This is a genomic window from Pseudomonas sp. HMSC076A11 (assembly GCF_001810205.1).
Taxonomy (GTDB): Bacteria; Pseudomonadota; Gammaproteobacteria; order Pseudomonadales; family Pseudomonadaceae; genus Pseudomonas; species Pseudomonas aeruginosa.
Window position 1 is genome coordinate 297,647 of sequence record NZ_KV800314.1, and the last position, 23,272, is coordinate 320,918.

Annotated in this window: 23 protein-coding genes; 13 read left to right on the forward strand and 10 right to left on the reverse strand. The window is 68.3% G+C overall.

The window, feature by feature from the left end; genetic code table 11:
- Positions 1-26: 26 nt before the first annotated feature.
- Positions 27-1,829: an acyclic terpene utilization AtuA family protein gene (locus HMPREF2716_RS19740; protein ID WP_016253215.1), complete on the reverse strand. Its 1,803-nt coding sequence runs from the start codon at positions 1,827-1,829 to the stop codon at positions 27-29.
- Positions 1,830-2,082: 253 nt separating this feature from the next.
- Between HMPREF2716_RS19740 and atuR the strand changes: the two genes are divergently transcribed.
- On the forward strand, positions 2,083-2,706 hold the full coding sequence (gene atuR, locus HMPREF2716_RS19745) for an atu genes transcriptional repressor AtuR (RefSeq protein WP_003117641.1): 624 nt from the start codon (positions 2,083-2,085) through the stop codon (positions 2,704-2,706).
- On the opposite strand, the gene HMPREF2716_RS19750 is transcribed toward atuR, so the two are convergent.
- Positions 2,707-3,471 (reverse strand): CPBP family intramembrane glutamic endopeptidase, encoded by a 765-nt coding sequence (locus HMPREF2716_RS19750; RefSeq protein WP_003090986.1) that lies wholly within the window; start codon positions 3,469-3,471, stop codon positions 2,707-2,709.
- A gap of 232 nt (positions 3,472-3,703) precedes the next feature.
- A complete protein-coding gene (locus HMPREF2716_RS19755; RefSeq protein ID WP_003090984.1) occupies positions 3,704-3,871 on the reverse strand; it encodes a DUF2897 family protein in 168 nt (55 codons plus the stop codon).
- A gap of 236 nt (positions 3,872-4,107) precedes the next feature.
- On the opposite strand from HMPREF2716_RS19755, the gene HMPREF2716_RS19760 reads away from it, so the two are divergent.
- Positions 4,108-5,409 carry a sensor histidine kinase gene (locus HMPREF2716_RS19760; RefSeq protein WP_003160587.1) on the forward strand — a complete coding sequence of 434 codons (1,302 nt, stop codon included), beginning with the start codon at positions 4,108-4,110 and terminating at the stop codon, positions 5,407-5,409.
- Between the two features lies 1 nt (position 5,410).
- Complete coding sequence (locus tag HMPREF2716_RS19765) at positions 5,411-6,322, forward strand: response regulator (RefSeq protein ID WP_003090981.1); 912 nt, start codon at positions 5,411-5,413, stop codon at positions 6,320-6,322.
- Between the two features lie 8 nt (positions 6,323-6,330).
- Here the strand turns inward: HMPREF2716_RS19765 and HMPREF2716_RS19770 are convergent, their stop codons facing one another.
- Entirely contained in the window at positions 6,331-6,801 is a 471-nt protein-coding gene (locus tag HMPREF2716_RS19770) for a multidrug/biocide efflux PACE transporter (RefSeq protein ID WP_003101714.1), read from the reverse strand.
- Between the two features lie 91 nt (positions 6,802-6,892).
- Between HMPREF2716_RS19770 and HMPREF2716_RS19775 the strand changes: the two genes are divergently transcribed.
- Positions 6,893-7,783: a LysR family transcriptional regulator gene (locus HMPREF2716_RS19775; RefSeq protein ID WP_003090978.1), complete on the forward strand. Its 891-nt coding sequence runs from the start codon at positions 6,893-6,895 to the stop codon at positions 7,781-7,783.
- Between the two features lie 22 nt (positions 7,784-7,805).
- On the opposite strand, the gene HMPREF2716_RS19780 is transcribed toward HMPREF2716_RS19775, so the two are convergent.
- Complete coding sequence (locus HMPREF2716_RS19780) at positions 7,806-8,447, reverse strand: DUF924 family protein (protein WP_003122518.1); 642 nt, start codon at positions 8,445-8,447, stop codon at positions 7,806-7,808.
- 45 nt (positions 8,448-8,492) lie between these two features.
- Between HMPREF2716_RS19780 and HMPREF2716_RS19785 the strand changes: the two genes are divergently transcribed.
- From HMPREF2716_RS19785 to HMPREF2716_RS19815, 7 genes are all read left to right on the forward strand, one after another.
- Positions 8,493-9,386, forward strand: coding sequence for a LysR family transcriptional regulator (locus HMPREF2716_RS19785; protein ID WP_003101696.1), 894 nt, complete (start codon positions 8,493-8,495; stop codon positions 9,384-9,386).
- A gap of 96 nt (positions 9,387-9,482) precedes the next feature.
- A complete protein-coding gene (pyrF, locus tag HMPREF2716_RS19790; protein ID WP_003090975.1) occupies positions 9,483-10,181 on the forward strand; it encodes an orotidine-5'-phosphate decarboxylase in 699 nt (232 codons plus the stop codon).
- Between the two features lie 247 nt (positions 10,182-10,428).
- A complete protein-coding gene (locus tag HMPREF2716_RS19795; protein ID WP_003090974.1) occupies positions 10,429-11,346 on the forward strand; it encodes an AAA family ATPase in 918 nt (305 codons plus the stop codon).
- Entirely contained in the window at positions 11,346-12,299 is a 954-nt protein-coding gene (locus HMPREF2716_RS19800) for a DUF58 domain-containing protein (RefSeq protein WP_031628648.1), read from the forward strand. The genes HMPREF2716_RS19795 and HMPREF2716_RS19800 overlap by 1 nt, the downstream gene beginning before the upstream one ends.
- Positions 12,296-14,302, forward strand: a complete 2,007-nt coding sequence (tgpA, locus tag HMPREF2716_RS19805; RefSeq protein WP_023517768.1) for a protein-glutamine gamma-glutamyltransferase TgpA — start codon at positions 12,296-12,298, stop codon at positions 14,300-14,302. The genes HMPREF2716_RS19800 and tgpA overlap by 4 nt, the downstream gene beginning before the upstream one ends.
- A complete protein-coding gene (locus HMPREF2716_RS19810; RefSeq protein WP_023089274.1) occupies positions 14,299-15,069 on the forward strand; it encodes a CHAD domain-containing protein in 771 nt (256 codons plus the stop codon). Before tgpA ends, HMPREF2716_RS19810 begins: the two co-directional genes overlap by 4 nt.
- Positions 15,070-15,149: 80 nt before the next feature.
- Positions 15,150-15,947, forward strand: a complete 798-nt coding sequence (locus tag HMPREF2716_RS19815) for an acyl-CoA thioesterase (RefSeq protein ID WP_003090970.1) — start codon at positions 15,150-15,152, stop codon at positions 15,945-15,947.
- Between the two features lie 8 nt (positions 15,948-15,955).
- Here the strand turns inward: HMPREF2716_RS19815 and HMPREF2716_RS19820 are convergent, their stop codons facing one another.
- The 5 genes from HMPREF2716_RS19820 to HMPREF2716_RS19840 all read right to left on the reverse strand — a co-directional run bounded on the left by HMPREF2716_RS19820 (position 15,956) and on the right by HMPREF2716_RS19840 (position 21,017).
- Positions 15,956-17,533, reverse strand: coding sequence for a GGDEF domain-containing protein (locus tag HMPREF2716_RS19820; protein WP_003119859.1), 1,578 nt, complete (start codon positions 17,531-17,533; stop codon positions 15,956-15,958).
- A 9-nt stretch (positions 17,534-17,542) separates the two neighbouring features.
- Positions 17,543-18,031: a putative pterin-binding protein gene (locus HMPREF2716_RS19825; RefSeq protein ID WP_003119860.1), complete on the reverse strand. Its 489-nt coding sequence runs from the start codon at positions 18,029-18,031 to the stop codon at positions 17,543-17,545.
- An 86-nt stretch (positions 18,032-18,117) separates the two neighbouring features.
- A complete protein-coding gene (locus HMPREF2716_RS19830; RefSeq protein ID WP_003101677.1) occupies positions 18,118-18,477 on the reverse strand; it encodes an Mpo1-like protein in 360 nt (119 codons plus the stop codon).
- Positions 18,478-18,602: 125 nt separating this feature from the next.
- The gene (locus tag HMPREF2716_RS19835) at positions 18,603-20,075 is read right to left on the reverse strand and encodes a methyl-accepting chemotaxis protein (RefSeq protein WP_003110283.1); all 1,473 of its coding nucleotides are present in this window, start codon (positions 20,073-20,075) and stop codon (positions 18,603-18,605) included.
- A gap of 138 nt (positions 20,076-20,213) precedes the next feature.
- Positions 20,214-21,017, reverse strand: a complete 804-nt coding sequence (locus tag HMPREF2716_RS19840) for a TatD family hydrolase (RefSeq protein ID WP_009876725.1) — start codon at positions 21,015-21,017, stop codon at positions 20,214-20,216.
- Between the two features lie 246 nt (positions 21,018-21,263).
- Between HMPREF2716_RS19840 and HMPREF2716_RS19845 the strand changes: the two genes are divergently transcribed.
- The gene (locus HMPREF2716_RS19845; protein WP_003114749.1) at positions 21,264-22,694 is read left to right on the forward strand and encodes an MltF family protein; all 1,431 of its coding nucleotides are present in this window, start codon (positions 21,264-21,266) and stop codon (positions 22,692-22,694) included.
- A gap of 98 nt (positions 22,695-22,792) precedes the next feature.
- The gene (locus tag HMPREF2716_RS19850; RefSeq protein WP_003090958.1) at positions 22,793-23,227 is read left to right on the forward strand and encodes a DoxX family protein; all 435 of its coding nucleotides are present in this window, start codon (positions 22,793-22,795) and stop codon (positions 23,225-23,227) included.
- Positions 23,228-23,272: the final 45 nt, after the last annotated feature.

A 23,272-nucleotide genomic window follows, 5' to 3' on the forward strand; every position in this document is an offset into this window, starting at 1 on the left:
GCCGCATTCGCCGTTCCTGGTTGTGGTTATCTGCCTTGCGTTTCCAGCGCGTCGGCGAGCGCCTGCGGCACCGCCACCGGGAACTCCAGCAACTGCTGGGCAAAGGCCTTGCCCTGCGGGTCGATGCGCAGGCTGGCGACGCCGCCGCCGCCGAGGGCGTTCTCCAGCAGGAAGTTCAGGCTGTGGCTGCCCGGCAGGTACCAGCGGCCGACCCGGCCGGTCTGCGGGTCGAGCACATGCTGCATCCAGTCCACCACCGCGCCTTCCTCCAGCGCCTCGGCGATCCACGGCAGGTACTCCGGGCGCCGCGCCATGACCCCGATGTTGCTGTGGTTGCCTTTGTCGCCGGAGCGCGCCACCGCTAGCTTCACCAGCGGCACGCTGGCGCTGGCGGGCTGCTCCGGGCGTGGCGGCTGGTGCGCCTCGGCCAATCGTGCCGGATCGAAGGCTTCGAGGACGGGCAGTTCCAGCGGATGGCGCTGGCCGTCGATCTCCACGCTCAACGCGCATTGCGCCTTGTCGATCAGGAAAGAGAACAGGCGGATCACCGGATACACCGTCGGCCGGCCGCCGACGATGCCGGTCAGGCCGGGCGCCATCCCGGTGGCGGCCTGGGCGATCTCGCGGGAGAACAGCACCAGGGCTTCCTTGCGCGGATGCCGGACGGCCAGCTTGACCACCACTTCGCGGCTGTCCTGCCGTCGCCCATGGGGACCATAGGTGGCTTCGCTGCCGAGCAGTTCGACATTGACCTCGCGGTAGGGCTCCCAGCCGCGCTCGGCGAAGATTTCCTCGGTCCTGGCGATGATCGCCTGGCTGACCCGCTCGGCCTTCTTCAGCGCATCGATGCCGGCGATCAGGCAACTGGCGGTGCAGCGGAAACCGTCCGGATAGGTGGCGCTGACCTTGTACCGGTCGGTGGGCGGCAGGCCGCGCGCGCCTTCCACCGCGACCCGGTCGGGACCGGCCTGGCGCAGACGCACCTCGGTGAAGTCGCAGACCACGTCGGGCAGCAGGTAGGCGCGTGGGTCGCCGATCTCGTAGAGCATCTGTTCGCCGACGCTCAGTTCGCTGACCAGGCCACCGGTGCCGGGCGCCTTGGTCACCACGAAACGCCCGTCGGCCTCGACCTCGACGATGGGGAAACCGATGTGCTCATAGTCCGGCACCTGCTCCCAGTCGGTGAAATTGCCGCCGGTGCATTGCGCGCCGCATTCGACGATGTGCCCGGCGAGGGCGGCCTGGGCCAGTCGGTCGTAGTCGTCCCAGGCCCAGCCGAACTCGTGCACCAGGGCGGCGCTGACCACCGCGCTGTCGACCACCCGGCCGGTGATCACGATATCCGCGCCCAGGCGCAGGGCCTCGACGATGCCCGGCGCGCCGAGGTAGGCGTTGAGCGAGACGCACATCGGCGGGAAAGGCGCGTCGCTGAACATCTCGCGGATGCCGGCCTTGGCCAGTTCGGCCTGGCGCGCTTGCAGGTTGTCGCCATGGAGCACGGCGATCTTCAGCTGCACCCCGGCCTTCTCGCAGGCCGCGGCGAGGGCGGCGGCACAGGCCTGCGGATTGATCCCGCCAGCGTTGCTGATGACGCGGATCTTCTTCTCGGCGATCTCGCCCAGCAGTGGTGCGAGGACCTCGACGAAGTCGGTGGCGTAGCCGGCGTCCGGCTGTTTCAGGCGGGCGCCGGCCATGATCGACATGGTGATCTCGGCCAGGTAGTCGAACACCAGGTAGTCCAGCGGCGCGCCGCGCACCAGCTGCGCGGCCGCGGTGCAGGTGTCGCCCCAGAAGGCCGAGGCGCAGCCGATGCGTACGGTCTTTTGCATTGTTCTTGACCCGTGACGGCGGAAGTGTGGGGCGACATTACCAAGCAAGCGCTTGGTTGAGAAGGGGGCAGAAACAAATCCGTTCTCGGCTGTTACCCAAGCGCTTGCTCGGTCGTCTTCGCAGGCATACATTTCATGAATGCCGACAAGCACTTGCGGGGCAATCCCGAGGCCGGTCGGCAAATACGGAGCGGCCGGGCGCGCGGATGAGCGGCACCGAGCCGCCGACGATCCGGAAAAGGGGTACTCAGCGTTGGACGATCAGAAAGCCCGGGAAGTGATGCTGGAGCTGGTGGCTACCGGACAGCTCACCGATCCGGAAAGCGCCCGCGGCAAGCTGCTGCAGACCGCCGCCCACCTGTTCCGCAGCAAAGGCTACGAACGCACCACGGTGCGCGACCTGGCCAGCGCGGTGGGCATCCAGTCGGGCAGCATCTTCCATCACTTCAAGAGCAAGGACGAGATCCTGCGCTCGGTGATGGAAGAGACCATCCTCTACAATACCGCGCTGATGCGCGCCGCCCTGGCCGACGCCGAGGACCTGCGCGAGCGGGTGCTGGGACTGATCCGCTGCGAGCTGCAATCGATCATGGGCGGTACCGGCGAGGCGATGGCGGTGCTGGTCTACGAGTGGCGCTCGCTGTCCGCCGAAGGCCAGGCGTACATCCTCGGCCTGCGCGACATCTACGAGCAGATGTGGCTCGACGTGCTGGGGGAGGCGCGGCTGGCCGGCTACTGCCAGGGCGATCCGTTCATCCTGCGGCGCTTCCTCACCGGCGCGCTGTCCTGGACCACCACCTGGTTCCGTCCGGAAGGACCGATGAGTCTCGATCAGCTCGCCGAGGAGGCCCTGGCGCTGGTGATCAAGGACGCCTGATCACTCGGAGATCAGGCGGAACGGGTAGCTCAGCAGGAGGAAGTGCAGGGTGTTGATCGAGGCGTGCAGCAGCACCGCCAGGGACAGCCGCCCGCTGAAGTGCAGGACCATGCCGTAGCCCAGCCCGGCGATCCCGGCCAGTAGCGCATACACCGGGTTCACCAGCAGGTGCAGCGCGGCGTAGGCGAGGGTCGCGACGATGATTCCCGGCCAGGCGCCGAACCAGCGGATCAACTGGCTTTGCAGCAGGCCGCGGAAGAACGCCTCCTCGGCCAGCGAGACCACCCCGACGTTCAGTACCAGCCACCACCAGAAGGCATCCGGCCACTTCGGCTGCCAGCTCGCGGCATTGGTCATGATCGACAGCAGCGGCACCACGAAGAAGGTCAGGCAGAAGGCCAGCGCGGTGATATCCAGCGACACCAGCGGCTGCTTCGGCCGGCGTAGCCACCAGGCGAGCAGGGTAAGGGCGACCAGGGCCTTGTCCCAGGGCAGCCAGATCATCTGGATCGGCGGGCTGGCGCTGGCAAGGTCCCAGGGGAACAGGCGCAGGGGAATGAAGCCGGGCAGGTAGTGGATGGCGATCAGGGCGCTGGCGGCGAGGCTCACCGGCCACCAGAGCAGGGTCGGCAGCCAGCGCTCGGCGTAGGTCACCCAGATGATGTAGAGCAGGACGATGACCGCCGTCAGCAGCGCGATGTGCCCGGTGAAGAAGCCCCCGAGCAGGAACAGAATGGGTAGAAGCGGTATCAGACGCCCGAGCATGCAGCCTCCCGTTTAAAGGAGGGATTCTAAAGGCATTTCGACCCGCGGATGGGAAAAGCGCAAGGAACGAACCTTCTGCCAGAGGGAAACACACGGGGAACGAACCCCAGGTTGCGCAGGAAAAACCACGCGCGGCCCGCATGACTCCGCCCCGCGAGCCTTCGCCTCGCCGGTTTTTCGCCCGCCGGGGTTTTCCTACGAGACCTAGTGACCCGCCGGCAGGCCAATAGGTTCAGCGGTCCTTCGCCTCCTGCGCGTCCAGCTCGGCGTTGCGTTCATGGATGCGTTTGAGCTGTTCCTCGCTCAACGGCAGCTTCTTCGCCGAGTCGCGTAGCAGCAGGAGTCCGCCGACGATGGAGCCCAGGGCGAGGACGATGATCAACCAGGCGTACCAGGGCATGTTGTTCTCCCTCATCGATATGAATGTTCACCATACGCCGGGTTTGCCTTTCTGTCAGACAACGCTCCGGCGCGAGGCCCTGTGGTTGAGACTCCCGGCGGCGCTCGGAAGTTGCGGGCGGAGAAAACGCTGAGCCTGGCCGGCGTGATGCCTGTCACATGTTGGCAATCTGACATTGCTTAACTGGCGGGTATCCCTTCATTGCCCCGTCCGGGCCTGCCAGCGAGAGGTTGCCGATGTCTCCGAGCGCGTTGTCCCGTCTGTTGCGCCCGGTGGAACCCCTGACTCCGGCGATGAGCATCAGCGACGTCGCCGACCGCCTGCTGATGCCGGAGCACCGTGCCTTCCTCTCGCTGCCGGTGGTCGACGACGAGCGCCGGGTCCTCGGCCTAGTCAGCCGCTACACCCTCCAGGACATCTTCATGCAGCGTTTCGGCCGCGACCTCTGGGGCCGCCATCCGGTGCGCGACGTCATGAACCGGGCGCCCCTCAGCGTCTCCCTCGGCGCCAGCCTGGAGGAGGCGGCGCAGCAGGTCACCGGTCGCCTGCAGTATCCGATCACCGAGGACTTCGCCCTGGTCGACGAAGAGGGCCGCTACCGTGGCCTGGGCACCGTACTCGACCTGCTGAAGGCCATGGAGGCGCGCATCGCCCAGCGCAACCGGGTGCTGCGCAAGGCGCTGGTGGACCTCAAGGAGTCCCAGGCGCAACTGGTGCAGTCGGAAAAGATGGCTTCGCTCGGGCAGATGGTGGCCGGGGTCGCACACGAGCTGAACACGCCGCTCGGCTACGTCGGCAACAACCTGGCGCTGCTGGAGGAGCTGAGCGATCCCTTGTTGCGCCTGGCCGATGCCCAGGCGGCGCTGGTCGACTGCCTGGGCGACCCGCAGTGCGACGAAGCGCGCCTGGCGCAGGCGCTGCAGGCGGCCGACGCGGTGCGCCGCGAAGCCGCCGTCGAACAGTTGCGCGAGGACCTGCGGCAATTGTTCGTCGATACCCGCTACGGCCTCGGCCAGATCGGCGAGCTGGTTTCCGGGCTCAAGGACTTCGCCCGCCTGGACCGCGCCTTCAGCGAGGAGGTCGACCTCAACGACTGCGTGCGCAACGCCGTGCTGATCGCCCGCACCGCCATCAAGGACAAGGCCGAGATCAGCAGCCAGCTCGGCGAGCTGCCGCTTATCGCCTGCGCGCCGTCGCAGATCAACCAGGTGCTGCTGAACCTGCTGACCAACGCCGCGCAGGCCATGGAGCGTTTCGGCCGCATCCTGCTGAAGAGCTGGGCCGACGAGCGCCAGGTGTTCCTCTCCGTGCAGGACAACGGCAAGGGCATGCCCGCCGAGGTCCTCGGCCGGATCTTCGACCCGTTCTTCACCACCAAGCCGGTGGGGCAGGGCACCGGGCTCGGCCTGTCGATCAGCTACAAGATCATCCAGCAACATGGCGGGACCATCCGCGTGGCCTCCGAACCGGGCCGCGGAACCCGCTTCCTCATCAGCCTGCCGCGAGAGCAGGCCCGCGAACTGAAACGGAGCGCCTGACATGAGCCCATCTCCCGTCCGCATTCTCTTCGTCGATGACGAGGAGCGCATCCTGCGCAGCCTGGCCATGCAGTTCCGCCGCCATTACGAGGTGCTCACCGAGAGCGACCCGCGGCGCGCCCTGGAGCGCCTGAAGACGGAACGGATACAGGTGCTGGTCAGCGACCAGCGCATGCCGCAGATGAGCGGCGCCGAACTGCTGGCGCAGGCTCGCGAGCGCTATCCGGAGACCCTGCGGATTCTCCTCACCGGCTATTCCGACCTCGATGCCGCCGTCGACGCGCTCAACGACGGTGGCATCTTCCGCTACCTGACCAAGCCCTGGAATCCCCAGGAAATGGCCTTCACCCTGCGCCAGGCGGCGGAGATCGCCAGCCGCCAGGGCCTGCCGGCGCCGCCCGCGGCCACGCTGGCGGCGCCGCTGAGCGTGCTGCTGCTCGACGACGACCCGGAAACCCTGGACTGCGTCGGGGCCTTCTGCCATGCCGGCGGGCATCGCCTGCTGCGCGCGCGCAACCTGGCCGAGGCGCTGGTGTGGCTGAACACCGAACCGGTGGAGGTGCTGGTCAGCGACCTGAAGCTGGCCGGGGAGCATACCGCGCCGCTGCTGAAATCCCTGGCCCAGGCCCATCCGCGCCTGCTCAGCCTGGTGGTTACGCCGTTCCGCGACACCCAGGCCCTGCTCGAACTGATCAACCAGGCGCAGATATTCCGCTACCTGCCCAAGCCGATCCGCAGGGGATTGTTCGAGAAAGGCCTGAAGGCGGCCGCCGAGCAGGCCTTGCTGTGGCGCGGGCGAAGCCTGCCGGAGGTCGACCGGCTGGCCGAGGTGCCGCGCGACGAGCGCGAGAAGGAACGGGTCGGCAGCCTGCTCGGCATGCTCGGCCGCCTGCGCGAGCGGCTGACGGCCTGAACGCCGGCCTAGCCGGCGTCGCAACCGGCGGCCTTGGCCTGGCGGCTTTCCACCAGGCGTGCGCGGAGGACGTCGTAGCTCCAGTTGAAGGCCATGGTGTAGGGCAGGAAGAACAGGATCAGGCCCATGTCGAGGAGGAACGCCTCGACCAGTCCGATCGACAGCCACCAGGCGGCCAGCGGTACCAGCACCACGATCAGACCCAGCTCGAAAAGCATCGCATGCAGCACCCGGACCTGCAGGGTGCGCTGGAAGCCCATGCGCCGCTGGGCGCGGTCGAAGAGGCTGTTGAAGAGCATGTTCCAGAGCATCGCCACGGTGGAGAACATCAGCGTCAGCGCACCCATGTGCGCCAGGGGCTTGTTCATCACCAGCGACAGCACCGGCGCGGTGAGGAGGACGGCCAGGCCCTCGAAGGCCAGGGCGTGGAAGATCCGCTCCTTGAGAGTCTTGTCGAGGGCGGTGTGGGTGTGGGTCATGGCGAACGCTCCCGGTTCGTCGTTGAAGTCGGGCTGTATTGTCATCGGTCTTTGGGATAGGGTTAAGTTGGATACCATCGGAAAAACCGATATGCATTTGTCGCCCGAATCCCTCGAGGCCTTCGTCCAGGCCGTTTCCCTCGGCTCCTTCAGCGCCGCCGCGCGCAAGCTGGGCAAGAGCCAGTCGACCGTCAGCGAGGCCATTGCCCGGCTGGAGATCGACCTCGGCCTGGAACTCTTCGATCGCAGTGGCCGCCAGCCGCAACTGACCGAGGCCGGGCGCACCCTGCTGGGACGGGTCGAGGAGGTCCTCGGCGCATCCGACCGCCTGCGCCGGGTCGCCGCGCTGCTCGCCGGCGGCTCGGAACCACGGGTGACCCTGGCGCTATCCGACACCTACCATTCGGCGCGCTACGAGGCGCGCCTGGCCGAACTGGACGAGCGTTACCCTGAGCTGGAGTTCGAATGCCTGATCGCCGAGGACCAGGACGTGATCGCCCAGGTCAGCCGCGGCCGCGCCACCCTCGGCCTGCTCGCCGCGCAGCCGCACTACCCGCCGGAGCTGGGCGTGGCGGCGGTCGCCGAGCGTGCCGAGTTCGGCCTGTTCGCCGCCGTCGACCATCCGCTGGCGGGCCTGGAGCGGGTCAGCGAGCGTGACCTTTCCGAATGGCGTCTGCTGCGCCTGAACACCTATAGCGAGACCGGCGCGGCGATCAACGACGGCCTGCCGTCCAGCGGCGGGCGCTGCTGGTCGGCGCCCAACTACCTGTTGCTGCTGGAAATGGCCACCCACGGCTTCGGTTGGGCCGAGCTGCCGCGCTGGCTGGTCAGCGGCTACGCCAACGGACGGCTGAAGGAGTTGCCGGTGTCCGGCTGGCCGCGCAGCCAGGCGGTGGACGTGGTCTGGTCGCGGCAGCGGCCGTTGGGACCGGCGGCCAACTGGTTGCTGGACCGCTTGCTGGATCGCGACCTGCCTATCTAGGGAGGGCCGGCTGAGCCCCGGTTCAGCCGGCGAAGCCGCCGGCGGCGAGGAAGGCGAGTTCCTCGGCGCTGGACGGGCGACCGAGGATCGGATTGCGATGGGGAAAGCGCCCGAAGCGGCGGATGATCTCGCGATGCTCACGAGCGTGGGCGAGGAAGGGCTGGCCGAGTCCGTGGTTCAGCGCTACCGAGCGATCCTGGTCGGCAAGGTTCTCGGCATGGGCGAACGGCAGGTAGAAGAACAGCCGCAGCGCGTCCCCGACCTGGCGGTCGAGGCCTTGTCCCAGAGCCCGCTCCGCCCAGCGCCGCGCTTGGGCGTCGCTGGCGTACATGCGCGGGGTTCCACGGAAGGCGTTGCGCGGGTACTGGTCGAGCAGCAACAGCAGGCCGAGATGGTCCTCGGCTTCATCGGCAGCCGGGCGCAGCGCGTCGGCGCAGGCAAGCTCGTAGAGGTGGGCGAAGCGCTCGCGGAAGCGCCGGTCGAAATCGGCGTTCCTGGCGAACCAGAGGGTAGGGCCGGCATCGCGCCAGAAACCGACCACTTCCGGCAGCGGGGACGCGCTGGGAGGAAGCAAAAGCGCTGCATGGGGCATCTGCGGATCCAGGAAGTAGAGTAGGGACTCCAGGCTATTGGTCCGGGTTCTTTGGATAAACGTAGGTGGCATGGATAGACTGTCCAGCCATCCCGAATAGAGAGAAGGGGCCTGCCCATGGATCGTCTGGACAGCATGCGCGTGTTCCTGCGCGTTGCCGAAACCGGCAGCTTCACCAAGGCCGCGGACCTGCTGGACATGCCGCGGGCGACGGTCTCGGCGGCGGTCCAGCAGCTCGAAGCGCAACTCGGCAGCCGGCTGCTGCATCGCACCACCCGGCAGGTCCAGCTGACCCACGACGGCAGCGTGGTGCTGGAGCGTTGCCGCCACCTGCTGGAAGACATGGAGGAGCTGGAGAGCCTGTTCCACGACGGCAGCCGCGCCAGCGGCCGGCTCAAGGTCGACGTGCCGAGCCGGGTGGCGCGACTGCTGATCGCCCCGGCGCTGCCGGAATTCTTCCGCCAGCATCCGGACATCGAACTGGAACTGGGTTCCAGCGACCGTTCGGTGGACCTGGTGCAGGAGGGCGTCGACTGCGTCCTGCGGGTCGGCCAGTTGGGCAACAGCAGCCTGGTGGCGCGACGCCTTGGCGAGATGCAACTGATCAATTGCGCCAGTCCCGCCTACCTGGAAGAGCATGGCGAGCCACGGACGCCGGCCGACCTCGACCGGCACTGGGCGGTCAACTATGCCTCGCCCAGCAGCGGCCGGGTGTTGCCCTGGGAGTACCGCGAGGATGGGCGCACCCTGACCCGCGCGTTGCGCAGCCGGGTCACGGTGAACAACGCGGAAAGCTACATCGCCTGCTGCCTGTCCGGACTGGGCCTGATCCAGATCCCTGCCTACGACGTGCGCGAGCACCTCCAACGCGGCGAGCTGCGCGAGGTGCTGCCGCAGTGGCGGGCCGAAGCGATGCCGGCGTACGCCCTGTATCCGCACCGGCGGCATCTGTCGCGGCGGGTCAGGGCATTCGTCGACTGGCTGGAGCAACTGCTCCGCGCCCGCCTCTAGTCCACGACGTTCATCTCCCCGGCGCGTTCCGGGCTACGGCAAACGGCCGGATTCTGCGACAATGCGCGCCGTTTTCGATTCGCCGCGAGAGAGCCCATGTCCGCCTGCCAGTCCCCCATCATCGTCGCCCTGGATTTCCCCACCCGTGAGGCCGCCCTGGCGCTGGCCGATCAGCTGGACCCGAAACTGTGCCGGGTGAAGGTCGGCAAGGAACTCTTCACCAGTTGTGCCGCGGGTATAGTCGAGACCTTGCGTGGCAAGGGCTTCGAGGTGTTCCTCGACCTGAAATTCCACGACATCCCGAACACCACGGCGATGGCGGTGAAGGCCGCCGCCGAGATGGGCGTGTGGATGGTCAACGTGCACTGCTCCGGCGGCCTGCGCATGATGGCCGCCTGCCGCGAGACGCTGGAGGCCTTCAGCGGGCCCAGGCCGTTGCTCATCGGCGTGACCGTGTTGACCAGCATGGAGCGCGAGGACCTGGCGGGCATCGGCCTCGACATCGAGCCCCAGGAGCAGGTGTTGCGCCTCGCCGCCCTGGCGCAGAAGGCCGGCATGGACGGCCTGGTCTGCTCGGCCCAGGAAGCGCCGGCGCTGAAGGCCGCCCATCCGGGCCTGCAACTGGTCACGCCGGGCATCCGCCCGGCCGGCAGCGCCCAGGACGACCAGCGGCGCATCCTCACCCCGCGCCAGGCCCTGGACGCCGGCTCCGATTACCTGGTGATCGGCCGGCCGATCAGCCAGGCCGCCGACCCGGCCAAGGCGCTGGCGGCGATCGTCGCCGAACTGGGCTGAGGCGGCTTCCCCCACGCCTGCCGTCGGCGACCGTCGCGCGCCGTGTCGAGCCGGACTGGCGCAGGCATCATCCGCGCCGGCGCCCAGGGGGGCGCCTGTCCCTCCCCAGCGTCTAGGCTTGTAGCGGGCACTCCGGCAAGTACCGGTGGCAACGGTTTCACAGTTTCGTGAGGAAAAATTGCAAGTGCCTTGCCGGCTGGCCCCAGGCCAGTAGGATCGCTGTTTTCCCCGGAAACGCGAGGTCGGGATGCTGAACACCCTGGAAGCCTGCCTGAAGGCGGTCGATGAGATTCTCCTGGGCAAGGACCGCCAGGTGCGCCTGGCCCTGGCCTGCCTGCTGGCCCGTGGGCACCTGTTGATCGAAGACCTGCCGGGGATGGGCAAGACCACCCTCAGCCATGCCCTGGCGCGGGTGCTCGGGCTCAGTTTCCAGCGCATCCAGTTCACCTCGGACCTGCTGCCGGGCGATATCCTCGGTACCTCGGTGTTCGACAAGGACAGCGGGCAATTCGTCTTCCATCCCGGGCCGATCTTCGCCGAACTGGTGCTTGCCGACGAGATCAACCGCGCCACGCCGAAAAGCCAGAGCGCCTTGCTCGAGGCGATGGAAGAAGGCCAGGTGACCATCGAGGGCGCCACCCGGCCCTTGCCGGAACCGTTCTTCGTCATCGCCACGCAGAACCCGGCCAGCCAGGGCGGCACCTTCTCCCTGCCGGAATCGCAGCTGGATCGCTTCCTGATGCGCCTGTCGCTGGGTTACCCCGGGCGCGCGGCGGAACGCTCGCTGTTGCTCGGCGAAGCCCGGCGCGATCTGCTGCCGCGCCTGGAACCCTTGCTCGACCACGCGGCGCTGGCCGCTTTCCAGGCCGAAGTGCCGAAGGTCCGCGCCAGCGATGCGCTGGTGGACTACGTGCTGCGCCTGGTCGAAGCGACCCGCACGCAGCCGGCCTTCGCCCTCGGCCTGTCGCCGCGCGGTAGCCTGGCGTTGCTCGCCGCGGCGCGTGCCTGGGCGCTGCTGGCGGGACGCGACTATGTGATTCCGGAAGACGTCCAGGCGGTGTTGCCGGCGGTCGCCGGGCATCGCCTGCGCGACCAGGCGGACCCCACCGGGCACGGTGGCGGCGCGCTGGTGCAATGGCTGCTGCGCGAAGTCCCGGCGCTCTGATGCGCCTGCGCAACTGGCCGCGCTGGCAGCGCTGGCTGAACCGGCGGATACCGCCGGCGAGCAGCGTCGAGCTGAACCAGCGTCGCGTATTCATCCTGCCGACCCGCCAGGGCGGCGCTTTCGGCCTGGCGCTGCTGGTGATGCTGCTGGCGGCGATCAACTACCAGAACAGCCTGGCCTACGGGTTGACCTTCCTGCTGCTGTCCCTGGGCGTGGTGACCATCCTCCATACCTATCGCAACCTTGCCGGCCTGCGCCTCACCGCGTTGGGAGCGGACCCGGTGTTCGCCGGCGAGCGCGCCGGTTTCCGGGTGCGCCTGGAAAGCCCGCGGCGGGCGCGCCAGGCCATCGCCGTCGGCTGGCCGGAGCGGCCGCTGGAATACGCCGACCTGGCAGGCGACGCGGCTGCCGAGGTGCTGCTGTTCCACCCGACCGAGCGACGCGGCTGGCTGCGGCCGGGGCGCCTGCGGGTGGAGAGTCGCTTTCCCCTCGGCCTGCTGGTGGCCTGGAGCTGGGTCGACCTGCGCCAGCAGGCGCTGGTCTACCCTCGGCCGCTGGCCGGCGAGCCGTTCCTCGGGCCGGGCGCGGAGGATGCCGAGGACCAGGGGCGCGCGCTGGCGAGCGCGGGCGTCGACGACTACCAGGGACTGCGCGCCTACCAGCCTGGCGACTCGCGGCGGCGCCTGCACTGGAAGGCGTTTTCCCGTGGCCAGGGGCTGCTGGTGAAGGACTTCGCCGCGCTCGGCGGGGAAGACCTGTGGCTGGAATTCGAGCGCATCGGCGGGGATCTCGAAAGTCGCCTGGGCCGCTTGTGCCATGCAGTCCTGGAACTCTCCGCGCGGCAGCAGCCCTATGGCCTGGCGCTGCCCGGCACACGCCTGCAACCGGCCAGCGGCGAGGCCCAGCGCGAGGCCTGCCTGCGCGCGCTGGCGTTGTTCGGAGCGGCGCGATGAACGCGATTCCGCGGGTCGCGCTGGTCTGGCTGCTGGTGGCGCAGGTACTGGTGATCCTGCCGCACCTGGCCTACATGCCGCTGTGGATCGCGGCCATGTGGCTCGGTTGCGCGGCCTGGCGGGTGCAGGTCTTCCGCATGCGTGCCGGCTATCCGCGCGCCTGGGTCAAGCTGGCCCTGGCGCTGCTCGCCGGGGCCGGGGTCTGGTTGTCGCGCGGCAGCCTGGTGGGCCTGGACGCGGGGGCGGTGCTGCTGATCGCCGCGTTCATCCTCAAGCTGGTGGAAATGAAGACCCGCCGCGATGCGCTGGTACTGGTGTTCCTCGGTTTCTTCGCAGTGGTGGTGGGCTACCTGTTCGACGACGGTTTCCTCGCCGCGCTGTACAGCCTGCTGCCGGTGACCGCGTTGCTGGCGGCGCTGATCGGCTTGCAGCAGAGCGCTTTCGCCAGCCGGCCCTGGCCGACCCTGCGGCTGGCCGGCGGGCTGTTGCTGCAGGCGCTGCCGCTGATGCTCCTGCTGTTCCTGTTCTTCCCCCGCCTGGGGCCGCTGTGGTCGTTGCCGATGCCCGGCAACAAGGGGGTCACCGGACTCTCGGAGAGCATGGCGCCAGGGGATATCGCCGAGCTTGGGCGCTCCGCCGAACTGGCGTTCCGGGTCCGCTTCGAGGGCGCACCGCCGCCGCGCGAGCAGCTCTACTGGCGCGCCTTGACCATGGAGCGTTTCGACGGACGACGTTGGGCTCAGGCGCCGCAATGGTCGGGCGAGGATGCTATGCACTGGCAGAAGCGTGGCCCCGAGCTGCGCTACGACGTGATCATGCAGCCCAGTTCGCAGCCCTGGCTGTTCGCCCTCGACGTGGCGCAGACCGACCAGACCGACACGCGCCTGATGAGCGATTTCCACCTGCAGCGGCGGCAGCCGGTCGAGCAACGTCTGTTCTACCGAGCCAGTTCCTGGCCACAGGCGCTGCGCGAGTCCAGCATCGATCCGCGCATGCGCTGGCGCAACCTGCAGTTGCCGATGCACGGCAATCCGCGCGCGCGCGCCCTGGCCGAGCAACTGCGCCAGGCCCATGCGCAACCGCAGGCACTGGTCGCGGCCCTGTTGCAGCGCTTCAACCGCGAGCCTTTCGCCTACACCCTGAAACCGCCAGCGACCGGTGCCGACGGGGTGGACGATTTCCTGTTCGACACGCGCAGCGGCTTCTGCGCGCATTACGCCGGGGCGATGGCTTTCGTCCTGCGCGCCGCGGGCATTCCTGCGCGAGTGGTGGCCGGCTACCAGGGCGGCGAGCTGAATCCGGCGGGCAACTACCTGCTGGTGCATCAGTTCGACGCCCACGCCTGGGTCGAATACTGGCAGCCGGAGCAGGGCTGGCTGAGCGTCGACCCGACCTACCAGGTGGCGCCCGAACGGATCGAACAGGGGCTGGAGCAGGCCCTGGCCGGGGACAGCGAGTACCTCGCCGACGCACCGCTGTCGCCGTTGCGCTACCGTGGCCTGCCCTGGCTCAACGACATGCGTCTGGCCTGGGACAGCCTGAACTATGGCTGGCAACGCTGGGTCCTGGCCTACCAGGGTGAGCAGCAGGGCGCCTTCCTGCAGCGCTGGTTCGGCGGGCTCGATCCGACCCGACTGGGCCTGTTGCTCGGTGCCGCGGCGATATTGTCGGTCGGTCTGCTCGCGCTGTTCCTGCTCAAGCCCTGGCAAGGCCGTGACGATCTGCGCAGCCGCCAACTGCGCCGCTTCGAACGCCTGCTGGAGATGCATGGCCTGCGCCGTTCCCCCGGCGAAGGGCTACGCTCCTACGGCGAGCGCGCCGCCCGCGTCCTGCCGGCGCAGGCGCCAGCCATCGCGGCCTTCGTCGGCGCGTTCGAAGCGCAACGCTATGGACACGGCGGTGCCGATGATCCAGGGTTGCGTCTGCGCGCATTGCGCCGGGCGCTGCCCTGGCGCCTGGTGCGCACGCCCACGCGGGATGGCCGGGGAGAGGAGCAGGCATGACGGGGTTCATCGATGAACTGCTGGCCGAGGTGATCGGCCAGCAGGTGGCGTTGATGTCGGCGGTCGCCCGCCTGGAGGCGCGCACGGATGGCGAGGCACTGCACGACCTGCGCATCGCCCTGCGCCGTCTGCGCAGCCTGCTGCGGCCGATCCGCGGAGTCCCCGGCGTCGAGGAGCTGGAGCATGCCGCCGCCGAGGTCGGGCGGCTCAGCGGGCCGATCCGCGACCTGGAGGTGCTGCTGCCGGCGCTCGCCGCCGAAGGGCTGCGGGATGCGCTGGCGGTGCGCCGGCCGGTGCTGGAGTCCGGCTACGTGGCGGTTCTCGCCAGCCAGCCGCTGCACCGCCTGCAGCTTTGCCTGGACGTCTGGCCGGCCCTGTTGCGTACGGCCCAGCGGCATGCCGTGCTGGATGGCCTGCACGGCCGGGTGCGCAAGCGCCTGCGCCGGCAATGGAAGACCCTGCGCGCCGAGCTGGCGGACACCACCTACGAGCACTGGCACCCGCTACGGCTGCGGATCAAGCGCGTGCGCTACGGGCTGGAGGCCTATCCGCACGATTGCAGCATTCCCGGCTCGCTGCTGGCGTCGCTCAAGGCGGCCCAGTCGGCGCTGGGCGATTGGCACGACCTCGAACAGTGGCTGTTGCGATGCCAGCGCGAGCCGGACCTGGCGCCCGTGCGCGAGGTCTGGACGGCACGCTTCGAACTGGCCCGGGAGCGTGCCGGACGGGCCCTGTCGACATTGCAGCAGGCGCTTGCCGGGCACTGAGGCCGCCGGTATTCCGATCGGCTTTTTCCCAAGGATCGCCTCGCCTAAGATGGGCCCTCGAATCCCCTCGCGAGGCACACATGAATTTTTCCGAATTGATCCAGGCGGTCCGCCGCGACCCTTCCTCGGTGGTAGTACCGGCCAGTTGGGGCCAGGGCCGCGCCACCTTCGGTGGCCTGGTGGTGGCGTTGGCCTACGAGGCCATGCTTGCGGTGGTTGAGGCGGGGCGTCCGTTGCGCTCCATCGGCGTCAGCTTCGTCGGACCGCTGGCCCCCGAGCAGCCGGCGAGCTTCAGCGCCCGGTTGTTGCGCGAGGGCAAGGCGGTGAGCCAGGTACAGGTCGAGGTCCGTCAGGGCGAGCAGGTGGTGACGCTGGTCCAGGCCAGTTTCGGCGTCGCCCGCGCGTCGGCGGTGGCGGTGGAAGCGTTGCCGGCGGCCGGGATGAAGGGCCCCGAAGAGAGCCAGGAGCTGCCCTATATCCGTAACGTGACCCCGGAGTTCACTCGCTACATCGCCATGCGCTGGGCAGTGGGCGGCCTGCCGTTCTCTTCGAACAAGTCGCGCCAGATGGGCGGCTGGATGCGTTTCCGCGACGAACCCGAGGGAGAGCCCATGGAGGTTTCCCACCTGCTGGCGCTGCTCGACTCCTGGCCGCCGGCGCTGTTGCCGCACCTGGGCACCCCGGCGATGGCCAGCTCGCTGACCTGGACCGCCGAGTTCCTCCAGCCGCTGCCGCAGCAGGGCAGCGGCGACTGGTGCCGTTACCTGGCGGAGATCGAGGAGGCGCGCGACGGCTACGGCCACGTGGCGGCGCGGATGTGGAGCGCCGACGGCCAGTTGCTGGCGATCAGCCGGCAGATGGTCACGGTGTTCGGCTGAGGCGCATGTCAGGCGGGCGCGTACTCGGTGCGGTTGCGCCCGCCGCTCTTGGCCTGGTAGAGCGCGCTGTCGGCGCGCACCAGCAGGCTTTCCAGGTCGTCCCCGGCGTCCCTGCGCAGGGCGACGCCGATGCTCACGGTCATCCGCAGCGGTTCGCCGTCGGGATTGTTCACCCGTAGCGCCTCGACGCCGGCGCGCAGCCGTTCGGCGACGTCCAGCGCCTGGTCCAGGCTGACCTCTGGAAGCAGCGCGGCGAATTCCTCGCCGCCCAGGCGACCGAGCAGGTCCACCTCGCGCAGGCCCTGGCGCAGGGTCTCGGCGACACGTTGCAGGGCGCGGTCGCCGGTCAGGTGGCCGTGGCTGTCGTTGATGTTCTTGAAGTGGTCGATGTCCAGCATCAGCGCCACGCAGGGGTGGCGGAAGCGTTCGGCGGCCTTGAGCATGAGTTCCGCCTGGTGCAGGAACGAGTGGCGGTTGTGCAGGCCGGTCAGGGTATCGGTGCTGGCCAGCAGGCGCAGTTCCTGCTCCATGGCCTTGCGCCGGCTGATGTCGTAGCACCAGATCAGGGTCGCCGGCTCGCCGTCGATTTCCAGGTGGCGCGCGCAGATCACCGCCCAGCAAGGCGTTTCCCCGCATAGCTGGGCTTCCCAGCCATCCACCTGGCCGCGCGCCTCCAGGGCGTTCTGCAGGCGGCTGTATTCGCTGGTGCTGGCGAACAGCCGGGGCAGGTTGAAGTCGTCCTGGGCCTGGCAACCCAGGCGCTTGAGCAGGCGTGGGCTGACGTAATGGATGCTGGCGCCGCAGGCGCTGAGCAGGACCACGTCGCTCGGGCTGGCCTCGAGGATGAAATGCAGCAGCGCCTTGCCTTCGCTGAGCTGGCGGGTGCGCTCGCCGACGCGTTTCTCCAGGGTGGCGTTAAGCTCGATCAGATGCCCGGCCAGTTGCTGTGCGCGTTTGAAGTCGGTGACCAGGCGCAGCACCAGCAGGGCACCGCCGGCACCGATCCCGAGCAGGGCCCAGAACAACGCGTAGAACGCCCGGTGCAGGCGCTTGCGGTCGACGTCCAACTGGTTGGTCAGGGCGATGTTGCTGGCGACGACGATCTGGTGGGTCGGTTCGAGCAAGGGCGGAACCTGCTGGACGATCTCCGCGGCCAGGCGGCGCGCGGCGACGGGATCGCCCCAGGGGGCCTGGTTCGACCAGCGATCGCTGAGCTCGATCAGGCGTTGCAGGGTGGCCTGTACCTCCGGACGCGGTTCGGCGAGATGCCTGAACAACGACTGGCGGCGCAGCGGCGCGATCAGGCTGGCGAGGACTTCGAGACGGATCGCCAGGTCGTCGGCTTGGCCTTCGCCGCTCTCGGTGTGCCGCGCGGCGTCCAGCGTGCGATCCAGTTCGGCGCGCAGCGAGTAGGTCTGCCACAGCTCGTTGTGCAGGTTCGGCTGGGCCAGTTGCTGGGCCTGGCGCACCGCCAGCCACAGCGCAGCCCCGGCGATCAGCGCCATGAGCAGCACCAGGCCGAGCAACAGCCCCATGATCTGGCGTTGCCGGCGCAGCTTTGTCGGATCGAGCAGCGGCACAGTCATGTCCGTTACTTACTCAAGAGTGATGGAGCTGACCTGCCAGACGGTACGGTTGTAGTAGACCTGGTTTCTCAACTCAGGATAGCGGGCCATCGGGTAGATGATGAAAAGCGGTCCGCGTTCGCGGATCGCCATGTAGGCGCCGTTGCGGCGATAGGCGAGGATGGGCTGGTAGCTGTCGAGGTCGCTGTACGGGATGATCGCCGAGTAGTCGTTCAGCGCCAGCACGCGCAGGCGCGTGGGCGGCGCCAGGTCCAGGTGGCGCAGCAACAGGCTGAGGCGCACGCCTTGCCAGCGGGCGTTGGCCTCGCCGGGGAGCTGGGCTTCCAGGGTCTCGCTGGGCAGGGCTTCGAGGTCGGACAGGGTCAGCCGTACGGGAGCGTCGCCGGACCGCTGCAGGGTGACGATCGGACGTCCGCCCAGCGGCACGGGCTCCGCGGCCTGGGCAAGAGGCAGCCCCAGGCAACAGAGAAAGACGATTAATTGACGCGTTGACGGCATGTTGTCGGTCCACGACAGGATTCCGTCGATTATATCGGCAGCGTCGCGCTAAAACTGAAGGGCTGTGCAAAATCCCGGACGAACTGTCACTTATGCCGTTCGCGCCAAGCCCGCCACCAGGCGCCGCTGAGGACGAAGCGGGGGAAGGTGACGAACTGCTCGACGAGCAGGCGACTGACAGCGTCGCGCCGATCGCTGAATGGCTCGGGTGCCTGTTCCTCCAGCGCGTGTCCCTTGGCCTGGATCGCCAGGCCGGCGCCGATGCCGATGACACCGAGCACCACCTGCAGCAGGTCCAGGCCGAACAGGCCGCCGAGCAGCAGGATCGCAGCGACGATGAACAGCGGCACGGCGATCAGGTGCAGGACCAGGTTGGTCGGGTTGCGGTGGTTGGCGGCATAGCCGCGCCATTGCCAGGCGAGCAGGTTGGGATGACGTTTGCCCATGTTCTCGGTACTCCGTGACGGCGACCCGCGGGGCGGATCCTTGCATGTCGTCGAGTCTAGGCGGGGTGCGGCAGCGCGGCGAATGATTCCTGCCTATCCGGGCGATAGGCAGGTGCGCCTGCGGATCAGAGGCGTAGCTGGCCGATGGCGCGGGTCAGATCGCCCGCCAGGTCGACCAGTTGCTGACTGGTGGCCGCCGACTCGACGGTCTGCTGCACGGTGAGTTCGGTGACGTCGCGGATGCCCACCACCGAACGGGTCATCTCTTCCGCGACCTGGCTCTGCTGTTCCGCGGCGACGGCGATCTGCGTGTTGCTTTCACGCATCTGCGCCACCGCGTTGGCGATCGCCGCCAGCGCCTCGCCGGCGTCGCCGGCCTGGCTGACGCAACCGTCGGCCTTGAGCGAGCTTTCCTGCATGAACTCCACGGCGTCGCGGGTACCCGACTGCAGGGCGAGGATCATCTGGGTGATCTCGTCGGTGGAGTCCTGCACGCGACGGGCGAGGTTGCGCACCTCATCGGCCACCACGGCGAAGCCGCGGCCCATTTCCCCGGCCCGCGCGGCCTCGATGGCGGCGTTGAGGGCAAGCAGGTTGGTCTGTTCGGCGATGCCGTGGATCACGTTGACCACGCCGCTGATCTTCTGGCTGTCCTCGGCCAGCTTCTGGATCATCTCGGCGGTGTCCTGGACGCCCTGGGACAACCCGGCGATCGACGCGCTGACCCGGCTCACCGCCTGCTGGCCGGCGCCGGCCAGGCGGTCGGCTTCCTGCGACTGGTCACGGGTGTCGGCGGCGTGCTGGGCGATATGGAAGACCGTGGTGGACATCTCGTTGATCGCGGTGGCGGTCTGGTCGGTCTCGCTCTGCTGGCCGAGCATGCCCTGGCGTACCTGGCCCATGCTGCGGGCCAGCGCCTGGGCGCCTTCGTCGAGCTTGGTAGCGGCCGCGGCGACGGTGCCGACGATGCGCTGGTAGCCGGCCTGCATGGCGTTGAAGGCACTGGCCATCTGGCCGACTTCGTCGCGTCCCTGCAGCGGTACGCGAGCGGACAGGTCGCCGCTCTTCTCGACGTGCAGCATCACGTCCTTGAGGGTATGCAGGTGGGTGAGGATGAAGCGGATCAGCAGTTGCGAGGCCGCCAGCAGCGCCAGCATCAGCACCAGCACGGCGACGGCGTAGGCGCCGGCCCGGTCGGCGAAGACCTGCCACAGGTCGCTGGCCGGGGCGAGCACGGCGAAGCGCTGGCCGGAGCCGGTCTGGCCGACCCAGGCGCCGAGCAGCGGGGTATCGCCCTGGCGCGCGCCGGACAACTCGATCCAACCCTGCCCCTTGCCCAGCGCCTGGGCAGCGGTGCCGCCCAGGCTCGCGGCCTGTTCCAGCGGCAGCAGGTTGCTGCGGGCGGGCAGGGCGCTGCCGGCTGGCCAGCTCTGAACCAGCTCGCCCTCGGCGGCGGCGGCGCGCTGGGCGGAAGCGTTGCGCCCGGCGGCTTCCTGCTGCATGGCGAACAACACCAGCAGCAGGGTGGTGAAGAAGGCCACCGCGTTGACGGCCCAGAACTTGTATTTCAGTGGAATGTCGCTGATCCAGGTGCCCATAGGGGGATTTCTTCTTATCGGCAAGCTAATGGCAAGGCGCCATTATCTTGAAAGCTGAGTAAGGGGCAATCGTTGATGCGGGTCAACGAGACCGTTCGTCAGCTTAGCGGCCGATCCGCCGGGAGCTTGAGGGCGATCTCAGTCGATCGTCGGCAGGCCGAAGAACGCCCGCGCCGCGGCGCTGGTGTGAGCGGCCAGGCGCTCTGAGCTCTCGCCGCGATGGCGGGCCACGCAGTCGAGCACCTCGACCAGGTAGGCCGGCTCGTTGCGCCCGTTCTTCGGCTTCGGCCGCAGGCTGCGCGGCAGCAGGTAGGGCGCGTCGCTTTCCAGCATGAGACGGCCGACCGGGATCTCGCCTACCAGATCATGCAGGTGGGTGCCGCGGCGCTCGTCGTTGATCCAGCCGGTGATGCCGATGTGCAGGTCGAGGTCGAGGTAGCCATACAGCGCCCGGCGCTCGCCGGTGAAACAATGTACGACGGCGGCCGGCAGGCGATCGCGGAAGTCGCGCAGGATCGCCAGCAGGCGCTCGCTGGCGTCGCGTTCGTGGAGGAACACCGGACGCTGTAGCTCGACGGCCAGTGCCAGTTGTTCCTCGAGGGCCTTTTCCTGGGCCGGACGGGGAGAGAAGTCGCGATTGAAGTCGAGGCCGCATTCGCCCACCGCGCGTACCCGCGGGTCGTCGAACAGGGCGCGCAGGCCGCGAGCGGTGTCGGCGTTCCAGTGGCTGGCCTCGTGGGGGTGGACGCCGGCGGTGGTAAACAGCCGGCCGCCCTCGTCGAGTTCGCCGCAGAGCTGCAGCGCCTGTTCGCTGTCGGCCAGGCTGGTGCCGGTGATGACCATCTGCACCACCCCGGCGGCGCGCGCGCGGGCGAGCAGTGCTTCACGTTCCGGGGCGAAGCTGGCGTGGGTCAGATTGACGCCGATATCGATGAGTTGCATGGTGCCTTCCTGGAATTCGCAGCGAGGCGGCGCCCCCTCGATCGCGCCGGACCCGCCGGGAGATGGGTGGCAAACCGCTTGTAGAACAATCCGTTATAATCGCAGATCGGGTTCTTCGGCGCCCGGATTATCTACCCAATGCCTCCGTTTGCAGCCGCTGTCGGAGAGGAACTTGCCAAGACTGCCATGCTCTGATTGATCCGGTCCCCCGGAGAGGGACATCGAGCCTGGCCTCTGGAGACCTGGATGACGCGTCTGTTGCTGCTTTCGCTTTGCCTGCTGGTGCTCGCACCCTTGCCGGCGGCTGCGCGCATCACCGGCCAGCCGGACAACTGGCACAGGGAACAGCCGGAGACCCGCGACCTGGCGAGCATCCGCCGCGCTGGCGTGCTCAAGGTGCTGGTCAACCAGAGCCGCAACAGCTCGGGCGAGGTGAAGGGCGAGCCGATCGGCGTCGAGTACCGTCGCCTGCGCGCCTTCGAGCAATACCTCAACAGCCGCTCGCCGTCCGCGCGGAACCTCACCCTCAAGCTCATACCCAAGCCCAAGGACCAGTTGCTTGCCGCCCTGCAGCGTGGCGAAGGCGACCTGGTCGCCCCCGGCGAACTGCTGCCGGCGCACGACGGCCTGCAGGTCAGCCCGAGCGCGCCGGTGCGCGCCGATGTGCCGCTGGTGCTGGTGGCGCGCAAGGGCAACCGGCGCTACACGCGCCTGGAGCAGTTGTCCGGGCGGACCATCCCGCTGCCGGCCGGCAGCGCCGCCGAGGGCGCCATCGAACTGGTCAACCAGCGCCTGGCGCAACGCCGCATGGCACCGATCCGGATCGAAAAGCTGGACGCTTCCCTGGCCGTCGAGGATGTGATGGAAATGGTCCAGGCAGGCATCCTCGGCTTCACCGTGGTCGAGCAGCCCATCGCCGAACGCTGGGCCAAGGTGCTGCCGAAGCTGCGCGTCGACCGCCACCTGGTGCTGGACAATCGCGCCGACATGGCCTGGTACGTGCGCCGCGATGCCAGCACCCTGCGCGCGACCATCGACCGCTTCCTCGCCGACTACCGCGCGCCGGCCGACCAGGACGTGGCTTTCCAGCGCGTCTACCGGCGCGCCTACAAGGTCCGCAACCCCCTCGGCGCGGCGGACCGCAAGCGCCTGGAAGCGGTCCGTCCACTGCTGCAGCGCTACGCGCGGCAGAGCAGCATGGACTGGCTGGCGCTGGCGGCGGTGGCCTACAAGGAGTCGCATCTGAACCCGAAGGCGCGCGGTTCCGGCGGCGCCAGCGGGCTGATGCAGATCACCCCGGCGGCGGCGCGCAGCGTCGGGGTCGGCAACGTGCACGACAAGGACAGCAACGTGCTGGCCGCCAGTCGCTACCTGACCAAGATCCGCAAGCAGTTCTTCTCCAGCAAGCACCTCGACGAACGCGAGCGCCTGGCGTTCACTCTGGCGGCCTACAACATGGGCCCGGAGCGGGTACAGAACCTGCGCACCCAGGCGCGTCGCCGGGGGCTCGATCCGAATCGCTGGTTCTTCCAGGTCGAGCGGGTGGCTGCGGAAGAGATAGGCATGGGTGTGGTGAGTTATGTCAGCAGCGTCAACAAGTACTACCTTGCATATGAACGCGAACGGGTTCGCCTGGAGCCCGGGGTGCGTGCGAAGACGGCGACGGCTCAAAAATAATCTATAAATTCGATATTGATAACGCGTTTTTTACGGTTTTAATATCGAATTATCTTGCCTATAGTGTGCCCATCTTATCCCACACCTGAGGACGCACCATGAATCCACTGATCAAGACCATCCTGTCGACCAACGCCGGTGCCGGCCTGGCCATCCTGCGTATCGTCACCGGTCTTACCCTGATGTCCCACGGTTCGCAAAAGCTCTTCGGCATGTTCGGCGGCGCCGGCCTGAACGGCATGGCGCAGTGGTTCGAATCCATCGGCCTGACCCCTGGCTACCTGCTGGCGACCCTGGCCGGCAGCGCCGAGTTCTTCGGCGGCCTGGCGCTGGTGATCGGCCTGCTGGTGCGTCCGGCGTCGGTGGTGGTGGGCTTCACCATGATCGTGGCGATCTTCAGCGTGCACATCGGCAATGGCTTCTTCATCACCGATAACGGCTATGAATATGCCCTGACCCTGCTGATGATCAGCGTGGCGCTGCTGATCGATGGCGCCGGCAAGTTCTCGCTGGACGGCAAGCTGTCCCGCTGAACCGGGCTGGCGACGAAAAAGGGCGGACACCTTCGGGTGGCCGCC